The organism is Herbaspirillum sp. AP02 (genome assembly GCF_015767275.1).
GTDB lineage: Bacteria > Pseudomonadota > Gammaproteobacteria > Burkholderiales > Burkholderiaceae_D > Herbaspirillum.
Genome location: NZ_JADWMY010000001.1, coordinates 486,754 through 499,265 on the forward strand (window position 1 = coordinate 486,754; position 12,512 = coordinate 499,265).

Annotated in this window: 12 protein-coding genes; 2 read left to right on the forward strand and 10 right to left on the reverse strand. The window is 65.4% G+C overall.

All coding sequences use genetic code 11. The annotated features are described in order from the left end of the window. Positions 1-179: 179 nt before the first annotated feature. Positions 180-752, forward strand: a complete 573-nt coding sequence (locus I5R65_RS02120; RefSeq protein WP_196872075.1) for a DUF1439 domain-containing protein — start codon at positions 180-182, stop codon at positions 750-752. Between the two features lie 30 nt (positions 753-782). On the opposite strand, the gene ldcA is transcribed toward I5R65_RS02120, so the two are convergent. The 10 genes from ldcA to I5R65_RS02170 form a co-directional block, all read right to left on the reverse strand. Continuing rightward, the gene (gene ldcA / locus I5R65_RS02125) at positions 783-1,790 is read right to left on the reverse strand and encodes a muramoyltetrapeptide carboxypeptidase (RefSeq protein ID WP_196872076.1); all 1,008 of its coding nucleotides are present in this window, start codon (positions 1,788-1,790) and stop codon (positions 783-785) included. After that, positions 1,787-2,365, reverse strand: a complete 579-nt coding sequence (gene tadA / locus I5R65_RS02130; RefSeq protein ID WP_370545780.1) for a tRNA adenosine(34) deaminase TadA — start codon at positions 2,363-2,365, stop codon at positions 1,787-1,789. The genes ldcA and tadA overlap by 4 nt, the downstream gene beginning before the upstream one ends. Then, entirely contained in the window at positions 2,365-2,811 is a 447-nt protein-coding gene (gene queD / locus I5R65_RS02135; protein ID WP_006712655.1) for a 6-carboxytetrahydropterin synthase QueD, read from the reverse strand. The genes tadA and queD overlap by 1 nt, the downstream gene beginning before the upstream one ends. 106 nt (positions 2,812-2,917) lie before the next feature. Beyond that, positions 2,918-3,553, reverse strand: coding sequence for a 7-carboxy-7-deazaguanine synthase (gene queE / locus I5R65_RS02140; protein WP_196872152.1), 636 nt, complete (start codon positions 3,551-3,553; stop codon positions 2,918-2,920). Between the two features lie 148 nt (positions 3,554-3,701). After that, positions 3,702-5,663, reverse strand: a complete 1,962-nt coding sequence (locus I5R65_RS02145) for a MacB family efflux pump subunit (protein ID WP_196872077.1) — start codon at positions 5,661-5,663, stop codon at positions 3,702-3,704. Then, on the reverse strand, positions 5,663-6,790 hold the full coding sequence (locus I5R65_RS02150; protein ID WP_196872153.1) for an efflux RND transporter periplasmic adaptor subunit: 1,128 nt from the start codon (positions 6,788-6,790) through the stop codon (positions 5,663-5,665). Before I5R65_RS02150 ends, I5R65_RS02145 begins: the two co-directional genes overlap by 1 nt. Positions 6,791-6,894: 104 nt before the next feature. After that, positions 6,895-9,342, reverse strand: coding sequence for a TonB-dependent receptor (locus I5R65_RS02155; protein WP_196872078.1), 2,448 nt, complete (start codon positions 9,340-9,342; stop codon positions 6,895-6,897). Positions 9,343-9,411: 69 nt separating this feature from the next. Then, on the reverse strand, positions 9,412-10,449 hold the full coding sequence (locus tag I5R65_RS02160; RefSeq protein WP_196872079.1) for a FecR domain-containing protein: 1,038 nt from the start codon (positions 10,447-10,449) through the stop codon (positions 9,412-9,414). Further along, on the reverse strand, positions 10,443-10,982 hold the full coding sequence (locus I5R65_RS02165; RefSeq protein WP_231395035.1) for a sigma-70 family RNA polymerase sigma factor: 540 nt from the start codon (positions 10,980-10,982) through the stop codon (positions 10,443-10,445). The genes I5R65_RS02160 and I5R65_RS02165 overlap by 7 nt, the downstream gene beginning before the upstream one ends. Positions 10,983-11,060: 78 nt before the next feature. Then, on the reverse strand, positions 11,061-11,975 hold the full coding sequence (locus I5R65_RS02170) for a DUF72 domain-containing protein (protein ID WP_196872080.1): 915 nt from the start codon (positions 11,973-11,975) through the stop codon (positions 11,061-11,063). Between the two features lie 144 nt (positions 11,976-12,119). Here I5R65_RS02170 and I5R65_RS02175 point away from each other — a divergent pair, with 144 nt between their 5' ends. After that, complete coding sequence (locus tag I5R65_RS02175) at positions 12,120-12,485, forward strand: cupin domain-containing protein (protein ID WP_196872081.1); 366 nt, start codon at positions 12,120-12,122, stop codon at positions 12,483-12,485. The last annotated feature ends 27 nt before the right edge of the window (positions 12,486-12,512 follow it).

Genomic DNA, 12,512 nt, shown 5'->3' on the forward strand with positions numbered 1-12,512 from the left:
AACGGCGGATTTTACCACTGCGCGCCCGCCACGGCTTGTCTGCGGCCCGTGGCGAGTGCGCAAAACTTATCAAAAAAACATTCCCAAACCTGCTTTGGCCGTCTCCAGCTTACAATTGCGCGGGATTTTTAGCCCCAGGATGAGGCTCTACCCACTTTGTCACTCTGGAAACTGCAAGCATGAAGCAAGCCACCAAACCCCTTGCGGCCGCCCTGATGCTCTCGACCCTGGCCCTGGGCCACGCCCTGGCCGCCGAGACCGGCTACAACATCTGGACCAACGAATACAGCGTATCCCGCCAGCAACTGCAAAGCGCCATCGCGCCCCAGTTTCCGCGCAAGCTGCGCTACATGGACATCTTCGATGTCACCCTGAGCAATCCGCGGCTGGGCATGTTGCCGGGAGAAAACCGCATGAACACCGTGGTCGATGCGCAGATTGCCAACCCGCTGCTGCTGCAGCGCCCGGTCAATGCCGTACTGACGCTGAGCAGCGCCTTCAAGTACGACCCGGCGACCCGCTCGCTGCGCCTGGACGCGCCCAAGGTGGACAAGGTCGACAGCACCGACCTGCCGCCGCAATATGCGCAGCAGCTGACCGCGCTGGGTAACGCCGCCGCCGACCAGTTCCTGCGCGACTACGCGCTCTATACCTTCACCCCAGAACAGTTGCAGATGAATGGCAAACGCTTCGAGCCCGGCAAGATCACCGTCGAAAAGGATGCGGTGAAGGTCGAGGTCAAGGAGCAATAGGCACCCTGCCCGCGCCTGCCCCCTCGGGCGTCAGGCCCGGCGCAGAGGCAAGAACGGGTAATCCGACAGGGTCAGCGTGAAGCCTTGTGCACCCTGCGCGTCCAGCACCGCATGGGCGCCCAGCGGCAGCGTGACCAGGTCGCGCACATGCCCGAAGGGCAGCCCGGTGACGATCGGGGTGGCGATGCGCTGGCGCAGGAAGGCCAGCATCGCCGTGAAATCGTAGCCGTTGTCGATCTCGGCCAGCCGGTAACCGGAAAAATCGCCCAGCACGATGGCCTGCTGGCGCGCCAGCACGCCGGCCTGCTCCAGCTGCAGGATCATCCGTTCGACGCGGAAGGGATGTTCATTCACATCTTCCAGAAACAGAATGCCGCCGTCCATCCTGGGGAAGCGCGGATGGCCCACCATGTGCGCCACCATGGCCAGGTTGCCCCCCCATAGCCGGCCCTCGCAGCGCACTTCCGGGCTGAGCGGATCGGTACGGCGGTCGCCAATGGCGGGACGCTCGGGATCGCTCTCACCCTGGTCGTTGCGCACCACCACCTGCGGCGAGGTCAGGGTACGCCAGAAGGTCGCCAGTGCCTGCCAGTTGGGGGCCTGGGCGCCGAAGTCGCCATTGAGCATCGGGCCCTGGAAGCCGGCGTGACCGCACTGGTCCAAGAGGACACACTGCAGCGCCGTGAAATCGCTGTAACCCACCAGCAGCTTGCCGCTGGCGGCCAGGGCCGGAATATCCAGCGCCGGCAGGATGCGGCTCATACCGTAGGAACCGCGCAGCCCCAGGATCACGTCAATGTCGGGATCGGCGGCGGCCTCCATCAACTGCGCGGCGCGCTGTTCGTCGGTGGCGCCAAAGCGCTGATAGCGGTGGGCGTGGTCATAGAAGTTGCGCACCCGGCAGCCCAGCGACTCAAGCAGGGCCACGCCACGTTGCACGCCCTCCGGGTCCAGCCCGGCGTGGCCGCAGGGGGCCACGATGGCCACGCCGGTGCCAGCAGGCACCAGTCCGTCGAGAAGTTCGCGCCCTGCTGTCATGCTGCTCCACCTTGTTGTTCACCTTCAGCGGACGTCGACTGCAGGCGTTGTTGCTTCACCTGTTCGCGCCGCATGGCGAAGAATTCTTTCAATAACTGCCCGCATTCCTCAGCCATCACGCCACCCAGCAGTTCGGTGTGATGGTTCAGTTTTTCCTGCTCGAACAGGTTCACCACCGAACCGCAGGCCCCGGTCTTGAGGTCGGCCGCGCCATAGACCACCCGCGCCAGGCGCGCATGCATCATGGCGCCGGAACACATGACGCAGGGCTCCAGCGTCACATACAGCTCACAGCCGGGCAGGCGGTAGTTGCCCAGCTTTTCGGCGGCACGGCGCAGGGCCATGATCTCGGCATGCGCGGTCGGGTCATGCTTGCCGATGGGCTGGTTGAAGCCGGTCGCGATGATCACCCCATCCTTGACCACCACCGCGCCTACCGGCACCTCGCCCAGCGCCCAGGCGTTGTTGGCCTGGTCGAGCGCGGCGCGCATGTGGCGCAGGTCGGCTTCGGTTGCCGCCAATGGCGTCGGTGCTGTCGATGGCGTCGCCGCCTCGAACGGAAGCGAAGCGTCCATCAGTCGGCCGTGATCTCGGCCCAGCAATTGGGCGTTTCGTGCAGCACCAGCTTTTGCAGGTGCAGGCCGGTACCATAGCGGTCCTTGTAGGCCGCCTTGAGGATGGCGAAGGCTTCACGGGCCAGGTTTTCCACGGTGGGGATGCTGCCGATGACCACCGTCTTGTGGCCCGGCAGGCTGGCCAGGAAGTCGCGCACCGGCGCGTCCTTGTCATAGACCAGGAAGGCATGGTCCCAGACATCCACCAGGTGTTCCTTGGCCAGGGACTTGATGTCGGAGAAGTCCATGATCATGCCGTTGTCGGAATTGCCCTCGATATCGATGACGGCGCCCGTCAGGGTGATTTCCAGCGTATAGCGGTGGCCGTGCAGGTTGCGGCACTGGCTCTTGTGGTCCGGGATACGGTGGCCGGCGTCGAATTCGAGTTTGCGGGTAATGGTCAGCATGAATGTTTCTTCAAGGAAGCCCTCCGCAGCTTGCGCGCAGCGGGCCGGGATGAGGTCATTGTAATCACGCGGCGCAGGGCCGCATGAAGAAAAAAGCAAAAATCGCTCAGGGAATATTGAGCAGCTTGTGGGTCTGGATGCTCAGCTTCCACTTGGGATTGTGCTTGACCATGTCGATGGCCATGCGGGTATTGGCGGCCGCCTGCGGGCCATCCATGGGCTGCAGCAGGAAGTGCTGGAAATCCAGCTTTTCATACTCCGCCAGCGGCTGGCCGGCTTGCGGCACCACCACCTTGAGCTCGCTGCCGCGCAGCACCTTCAATTCGGCCCCCATCTTGGGGCTGACGCAGATCCAGTCCACCCCGTCCGGCACGGCAATGGTGCCGTTGGTCTCGATGGCGATGTCGAAGCCCACCGCATGCATCGCCCCGATCAGGGCGGCATCCAGCTGCAGCAGCGGTTCACCACCGGTAAAGACCACGTACTTGCTGGGCGCATAGCTGGCCGGCCAGAGGCTGTCGATCATGGACGCCAGTTCGGTAGCGCTCTTGAACTTGCCACCATTCTCGCCATCGGTGCCGACGAAGTCGGTGTCGCAGAACTGGCAGATGGCGCGGCTGCGGTCTTCCTCGCGCCCGGTCCACAGGTTGCAGCCGGAAAAACGGCAAAAGACGGCCGGACGACCGGCGTGCGCGCCCTCGCCTTGCAAGGTATAGAAGATTTCTTTGATGCTGTAGGTCACGATATCGGAGCGGGCGGGCCGCAGAAACTGGGCAGGCTGGCCGGGGCCGGCTGCCATGCTGACGCCTGGTTGGAGCGACATTTTTAACGGAGGCCCTCATTATAGCCGCTCCCCACCGGCCCGCATGCGTTTGCCGCCCGCAAGCAGCTCAGGCCGTGCTCAGCGCCACCACCGGGTCCAGCCTCGCCGCCCGCCGCGCCGGCATGTAGCCGAACAGCAGCCCGGTCAGTACGGCGCAGCCGAAGGCCGCCAGCATGGCGGTCAGCGAAAAGACCAGCGGCACCCCGGCCGCCATCAGCGCCAGCCCCACCGCCACGCCCAGACCCACGCCGGCAGCGCCGCCCACCAGCGTCACCAGTACCGCCTCGGTAAGAAACTGACGCAGGATGTCGCGCTGCCGGGCACCGGTCGCCAGGCGGATGCCGATTTCACGGGTGCGCTCGCGCACCGTCATCAGCATCACGTTCATCACGCCGATGCCGCCCACCAGCAGCGAGACCGCCGCCACCAGCGACAGCATCATGGTCATGGTGTCGCGCGTGCTGGCCTCGGCGGCGATGGAGGCGGCGGCATTGCCGATGCTGAAGTCGCGGATACCATGTCGCTCCAGCAGCAGGGCTTCCAGTTGCTGCTGGGTGTCCTGGATGCGACCGACATCGGCCACCGCCATGACCGTATAGGTCGGCTCACGCTGGCCGAAGACCTTGGCCCCGGCCGTGGAAAAGGGCATGAGCAACAGGTTGTCTTCGTCGCGGTCCCCACTGAGGGCGCCCTTCTCGCTCATCACGCCGATCACCTGGAACGGCGAATTGCCGATCAACACCATCTGCCCCACCGGGTCCGGTACCTCCGGCATCAGCTCGCGCGCCAGCCGGTGGCCCAGCACCGCCACCGAGGCCAGTTCGCGTTCGTCCTCGGCCGTGAAGAAGGCGCCCCGTGCCAGCGGCCAGGTCTGGACCTCCGGCAGGCCGGCCCCGGTGCCACGGACATAGGTCTGGATATCCTGGTTGCCATGGCGCACCACCTTGTTGCCCGTCACATTGGGCAGGACATGGGTGATGTTGGGCAGGTCGGCCACCGCCTCCAGGTCTTGCAGGGTGATGCTGCGCCCCGGAATGCGCGAACTCTCGCCGATGGCGGCCATGTACATCAGGTTGGAGCCGAAGCGCCCCAGTTGCGCCACCACCTGCTGGCGCGTGCCCAGGCCGATGGCCATCATCACGATCACCGAGGCCACGCCGATGACGATGCCCAGCAAGGTCAGCGCGGTGCGAAAGCGGTTGACCCACATCACCCGCCAGGCGGCCCGCGCGGCCTCGCGCAATTCGTCCCGCCAGCGGCGCGCCGGTGGCTGGCTGGCGGCAGCTTCGCGGAGATCGGGCATGGCCTGTGCAGGTGCATCCGTGGCCGCGCCACTGTCACCGATGATGGTGCCATCGCGCACCTCGATGACACGCCTGGCCTGAGCGGCCACCTCACGATCATGGGTGATGAGGATGATGGTATGGCCGGCATCGGCCAGTTCATGGAACAACTGCATCACCTCGGCGCCGCTCTGGCTGTCCAGCGCCCCGGTGGGTTCATCGGCCAGGATGATGCGGCCGCCGTTCATCAGAGCGCGGGCGATCGACACCCGCTGCTGCTGGCCGCCGGAGAGCTGGTGCGGCCGGTTGTCCAGGCGCTGCGCCAGCCCCAGCCGCGCCAGCAATGCCGCCGCCCGTTGCCGCCGCTGGGGTTCGGGCAGGCCGGCGTAGATGGCGGGCAATTCCACGTTTTCGCAGGCGGATTCGGTGGGAATGAGGTGGTAGCCCTGGAAGACGAAGCCAAAGGCCTCACGCCGCAGCCAGGCCAGGCGGTCGGCATCGAAGGCGGCGACATCGCTGCCGTTGAACAGATATTGGCCAGCGCTGGGACGGTCCAGGCAACCGAGGATGTTCATCAAGGTAGACTTGCCCGAACCGGATGCGCCCACGATGGCCACGAATTCGCCCTGGCGTATCTGCAGGTCCACCCCGCGCAGCACCTGCACCGCCGGGGCGCCATCCTGGCCGCCATAGTCCTTGCGCAGGCCGCGCAGTTCAATCAGGGCAGCGGCGGTCGCGGCCGCCATCACAACTGGAACCTCGGCAGACCGCGCCGGCCAGGTTTCTCTGCAATGACGATCTGTTCACCTGCCTGCACACCCTGCTGCACTTCCACGCTGATCCGGTTACGCACGCCCGCGCGCAGTTCACGCTCCTCGATGCGCCCATCGGGCAGCTGTATCCGTGCCAGCAGGCGTTCCCTGTCCTTGCGCACAGCCGCCAGCGGTACCACCAGCACGTCACGTGCCGCCGCCACGACGAAATGGACCTGCGCCGTCATCTGCGGCATCAAGGCGCCATCGCGATTGTCGACGTCGAACAGGGCCATGTAGACCACCACCTTGTTGCTGGAGGGCGCCAGTGCGCTGTCCAGACTCTTGCCCTCGCCGCTGGGCGCCGGCAGCACCTGGCGCACCTGCGCTTGCCAGCGCCGTGGGTCGCCTCCGAGGGTCGAAAAATAGACCGGCATGCCGGCCCGCACCTTGCGTACTTCGGCTTCGGACACCTCGGTCCACACCGTCATCACGGACAAGTCCGCAATGCGCAGGATGGCGGGCGTCTGGTAGGTAGCGTTGAGGGTCTGGCCTTCGCGGGCCTCGACATTGACCACCGTGCCATCCATGGGCGCGTAGATGCGGGTATAGCCCAGCCGTACCTCGTCGGCCTGCACCGTGGCCGCGTTCTGGGTAATCTGGGCCTGGATGTGGACCACGCGGGCGGCGGCCTGGGCCAGCGCGGCTTCGGCGATATCGACGTCCTCGGTACGGGTGGCCCCACCGGCGTCCAGCGCACGCTGGCGCTGCGCCTGGCGCAGTGTCAAGGCATGCTGGGCCTGCTGCTCGGCCAGTTGCGCACGCAGCCCGCTGAGGGCGGCGCGCCCGGCATCGACCGTCGCCTTTTGCACGCTCGGATCGATCTCGACCAGCAACTGGCCCTTCTTGACCGTATCGCCGGGCTGCACATGCAGGTGCTGGATCTGCCCGGACACCTGCGCGCCGACATCGACGAAACGCCGTGGCTGCAGCTTGCCGACCGCCACCACGCTGGCTTCCACATCGCCCCGCGTCACCGCGACCGTATCGTATTGCGGCCCCGCCTGCCCCCACGACCAGGCCAACGCGCCCAGCACTGCTGCCAGTGCCACCAGCGTCATGCCCGCGCCCCATCCACGTCTTGACTTGCCCCTGCTCACCCGATCTCCTTGCTTGCCGCAAAAAAGCCGGACCGGCCAATGGCGCGATCCGGCAAGCCTTGCTCTCAGAACTCCACGCGCGCGTTCAGGCTCAGGGTGCGCGGTGCACCGGCGAAGATGTAGCTGTCGCCGTTGTAGACCCAGTAACGACGGTCGGCCAGGTTCTGTACCTGGGCATTGAAGGTGACGTCCTTGCCGCTGAGGCGGGTGCGATAGACGGCACCAACGTCCATGACGGTGTAGGCGCTCAACTCACGCTGGGGTGCGCCCGTGTCCAGCTTGGAGCGGCCCACATGGCGCAAGCCGCCGTTCACGCTGAGGCCAGCCACGCCCGCGACGCGGTACCGCACACCGGCGGTGGCCTGCATGCGCGGCGCGCCCACTACCTGCTTGCCGGCCAGGTCGGCGGAATCGCTCTGGTACTTGGCGTCCAGCCACATGAGGCCACCCTCCAGGTTCAACGCCGGGGTGAGCGCATAGCGACCGGACAGGTCCAGGCCCTGGTAGCGGGTCTCGCCATCCTGCACCAGCGTATTGGCTGCGTTGACATACTCCGCCGCCCGCTGCATGCGGAACACCGCCGCCGTGGCGCTCCAGTTGGCCTGCTCGACCTTCACGCCGGCCTCGATCTGCTTGCTCTTCAGGGGCGGCATGACCTCGCCGGCATTGGCCGTGGTATCGCCCGCCGTGCCACCGCGCTCCAGCGCTTCGACATAGCTGACATAGGTGGTCAGGCCGGCCAGGGGCTTGAACATCAGCGCCACCGTGGGCGTGACCGGGGAACGCTGGTAGGTCGTCGTCTGCACGCCGACCCGGTTGTAACCCCGCTGGTCGAAGCGGGTGTAGCGCAACCCGCCGATGAGCGACCACTGCTCGCCCAGGCTCAGGGTATCGCTGGCGAAGAGTGCGTTCTGCACGATCTCCGAACCCCGGTATTGGGAATGGCCGGCGTTGCTGATGCTGCCCACGCTGAGCAGCGAATCGCGGTAGATGTTGCCGCTACCCACGGCCGTGCTGGTCGAGGCCCGGTCCGACAGCACCTCGTATTGCTGGCGACTGGCGCCGAAGACCAGTTGGTGACCGATCGCACCGGTCTTGAGCTTGCCTTCCAGCATGGCCTGCAGCTGCTGGTACTGGAAGCTGTAGAGCCCGCCATAGACCTGCGTACTGGTATTGCCCAGCGCATCATTGATGCTGATGTCGCCGTAGACGTAATCCACGTCTTCACGGGCGTAGCGATAGTTGAAGCTGGATTTCCAGTCCGGGTTGAGCTGCCATTCCAGGCCGGTGCTCACCACGATGTTTTCATTGCTGAAATAGGCGCCTTCGGGTTGCTGGCGGGTACGCGGATCGATGGCCGTCGGCAGGTCCAGGCCGCTGGCCAGGCTCATGCCCCAAAAGGCATTGCCGTTGGACTTGCGACGGGCATAGACGGTATCGAAACTGAGCTTGAGGTCCGGGGTCAGTCTGAGGTCGGTGGCCAGCGAGGCCACGGTACGATCCAGCGAGCCGCCCTTGAAGTAGGTGCCGCCCTGCTCCTGCACCAGGTTGATCCGGTAGCCCAGGCGCTGGTCGTCGCCGGCGCGACCACCCATGTCGATGTGCTTGGAGAACAGCGAGCCGGTCTTGTAGCCGACATCGACGGCGAACAGATTCTCGTCGGTGGGCCGCTTGAGCACGTAGTTCATGATCCCGCCCGGCGAGCCGAAGCCATACATGAAGCCCGACAGCCCCTTGAGCAGTTCCACCCGTTCGAATACTTCCATGGGCAACAGGTCGTTGCCCCAGCCCGGCAGGGCCAGGCCATCCATCTTGAAGCCATTGGTGTCATCGATGCCCAGGCCACGCACCAGCAGCGAGGACCCGCGCCCATATTCGCCGCTGGCCGAGGTCACCGACGGGTCGTAGCGAAACGCCTGCTCGACGGTGGTGACCTGGCGCTCCTGGATCTCTTCCTTGTCCACCACGGTGATGGAAAACGGCGTCTCCAGCAGCGAGCGCGATCCCAGCGCGCCACTGCTGGCCGGTCGCTGCAGGCCAGCGCCAGGATCGACGGTACTGGTGGCCACCACGGTCAGGGCCGGCAGGCTGGAGGACTGCGGCGGCAACTTGCGTACGTGGATGCTGCCATCCTCGCGTTGATCGGCCACCAGCCCGCTTCCGGACAACAACTGCTCCAGCGCGCGGCTCACCGGCAGATTGCCTTCCACGGCCGGCGCCTGCCTGCCGCGCAGCAATGCCGGATCGACCACCAGCAGGCGGTGCGCGCTGGCGGCCAGGCGGTTGAGGGACTGGTCCAGCGGACCGGCGGGAATGGACAATGGGAGGCTCTGCTCGGCCGCCACCGGTGTGGCGGCACTGGCCGGCATGACCAGCGCAGCACCGGCCAGCAGCAGGCTGCCGGCCATCAGGACATGGGCGGTAGTGGACAACGCCCTGAGCGGACGGGTTGCACCGGCGGTACCGTGGGCGCTGTGGGCGGTGGCGGTAGAACGAAGCGACTGATGGCGCATTATTGTTATCCTCGTTAGCGATGAAAAGTGAAGGTCTTCATCTGCTTTACGAACGAGAATCCAAAAGTGCTATGGCTGGCCCGATTTTTTCTGTGCGGCAGCGACCACCCGGGTCCAGTAACGCGTGTGACGCTGGATGCGGATGGGGAAGGCATGCTCCAGCGCCGCCAGCACGCGATCGGTATCTTCCAGCGGGAAGACGCCATTGACGGCGATCTGCGCCACCGCATCATCAACCTGCAACAGGCCCGGTCGATAACGCCCCAGTTCAGCCAGCAGATCGCCCAGGGGCCGCTCGCGGGCGATCAGCATGCCCTGGGTCCAGGCCTGCGCGTTCGGATCGAGCACAGCGACCGCGCCCACGGTGAGATCGTCGAAAACCGCCTGTTGCCCCTGCCCGACCAGCGCGCTCCCCACGGCGTTGCGTGCCGGGGTGATGCGGACCGCACCTGCCATCACCTCGACCCGACTGCGGCCGGCCTGGCGCCATCCGGGCGACGCTTCCTGGCGCACCACGAAGCGTGTCCCCAAAGCCTGCACCCGCCCCTGGGCCGTATCGACATAAAAGGGCTGCTCTGCCCAAGCTGCCAGGTGCGCGGTCTCGACCATGATGGCACCGCGTCGCAGCACCAGCCGCCGCAGTCCATCGGCGAAGCGGATATCGACAGCGCTATCGCTGTCGAGCACCAGTCTGCTGCCATCGGGCAGCACCAACTCGCGCCGTTCGCCGACGGCGCTGCGCTGATCGGCGGTCAGCGCCAGGTAGGCGTGGCGGCGGTCGTAGCACAGCGCCCCGGTGCCGGCGACCAGCAGCAAGGCCAGCACCTGACGCCGGCTCGTCCTGGCAGGACGGCCTGCTGCACCGCGACGCAAGGCCTGGCTGGCCGCCTGTGACGGCATGCCCTGCAGCATGCCCTGGAAGCGGCTCACCGCTTCCCACTGGCTGGCATGGGCAGGGTTGGCCGCCAACCAGGTGGCGAAGGCCTGCCGTTGCGCGGGGGTGACTTCGCCGGAGGCCAGGATCACGAACCATTGCAAGGCCTGATCCAGGGCATCTCCGGAGGGGCAATCCGCTGAAGCCGGCTGCAGGGTCACGGCGCTCAGCATGCGCAGACGGGTTCGCCGCACTGCTGCATGGCGAGGAAGCAGGCCCGGGTGGCAGTGAGCATGTGCTTGCGAACAGTGGCAACGGCGATGCCCAAGGACGCGGCGATAGCGCTATACGTCATGCCGTCGAATTGCGACATGAAGAAGGTTTCCCGCACCTTCAGCGGCAGGTCCTCCAGCGCGGCATCGATTGCGCCCAGGGTCTGCAGCACGATGAGGCTGTCTTCATGGGATGGCACATGGGCTTCAGGCAAGACTGCCAGGGCCTCCAGATAGGCCGCCTCCAGCTTGCGACGCCGATGCAGGTCGATCATCAGGTGCTTGGCGATCTGGACCAGGTACGGGCGCGCCTGCTCCGGGAGCGGCATGCTGCGCCCTGTGGCCACCCGGATATAGGTGTCCTGCACCAGATCGGCCGCGTCGCCACGGTTACCCAGCTTGCGTTGCAGCCATTGCAGCAGCCAGCCGTGATGGCCGCTGTACATCCTTTGCAATGCATCGCTTTCCTGCCTGTCGAGTAGCCGGGCTTCCATGAGCTTGATTTTTAATAATGAGAATCATTATTATATGGAAGCAACTGCGATTTGTCAGTTTTCAGTCCACGAAACTGATCACTTGTGCCATTCCAAGGGTTCGCCGGGCTCGGGCAGGTCCAGCTTCAGCCCCAGGCGCTCAATCAGGCGCCGGGCGTCGAACGGTGCCTTGACCTTTATATCATTATCGAAATAACAATAAACATCACGACTGGCGCGCTGTCGTGGCGCACTGGACGCAATGCGCGGGCCCTGCGCCGGCTGACCGCCTTCAGCCCAGGCCCGGATGCGTTCGGCCCAGGCGTCGATGGCCTCGTCGCTGTAACCGCTCTGGTAGAGACGCTTGTCACCGTGCAGGCGCAGATACATGAAATCAGCAGTGACGTCTTCCTGGTAGGGCCATTTCCTGGGCGCATCGGCCACCACCAGCGCGACCTTGTACTTGCGCAGCAGCTTGATGAAGGATTCGTCGACGAAGCTGTCATGGCGGATTTCCATGGCATGGCGCAGCTTGCGCTTCCGGTCGATTTCCAGGTGCACCCTGCCCTCCATGCGCGGCTCATGTCCACGTGCCAGTTTCTGTGCGGCTTCGGTATCGTGCGGCAGCAGGCTCAGGAAGTGCTCCAGCGCCTCGGACTCATAACTGAAACTGGGCGGGAACTGCCACAGGAAGGGGCCCAGCTTTTCCTTCAGGCTGAATACACCGGAGGCGAAGACATTGGCCAGGGCGCCATCGATATCCTTCAGCCGACGGGTATGGGTAATGAAGCGATTGCCCTTATGGCTGAAGACGAAGCCGGGTGGCGTGGACTCGTACCAGCGCTGATAGCTTTCCGGCCGCTGCAAGGCATAGAAGGAACCGTTGAGCTCGATGCTGGGCAGCATGCGCGAGGCATAGCCCAGCTCGTCATCCTGGCGCAGCCCCTTGGGGTAGAAACTGCCGCGCCAGGGCGCGTAACGCCAGCCGGAGATACCGATCCAGATCTTGCCCATGCCTGCCTCCTCGATCCTGTCCATGCCCGGTGTGACCGGGGCCGACGGACTTGGTGCCGGCCAGCGCGGCAGTGGCACGCTGCTGGTACACTGCAGCCCTTTGATTGAGCGCTCCTCTTTTCTCCCTATCGCCAGCCGACTGCCATGACCGCCATCACCCAATTCCGCCTCGCCTCCCCCGCGCCCGAACACGACCACCCGCACGAAGAGCGCCGCCTGGACGGCAATCCCCTGCGCACCACCTGGAACCACTTCAGCAGCGCCAGCGGCGAGATGAACGCCGGTATCTGGGCCTGCGAAAAAGGCAGCTGGCGCATTGCCTTCGCGCCCACCAAAGATGAATATTTCTACGTGCTGGAAGGTCGCTGCCGCGTCATTGATGAGCAAGGACTGGCTGCCGAAGCCGGCCCGGGGGATGCCATGGTGATCCCGGCCGGGTTCAAGGGCGTGTTCGAGGTGGTGGAGGCGATGCGCAAGCACTATGTGATCGTCGAGCGTACGGCGGGCTGAACGCGCGCTTGCTTCCTGCCCAGTGCG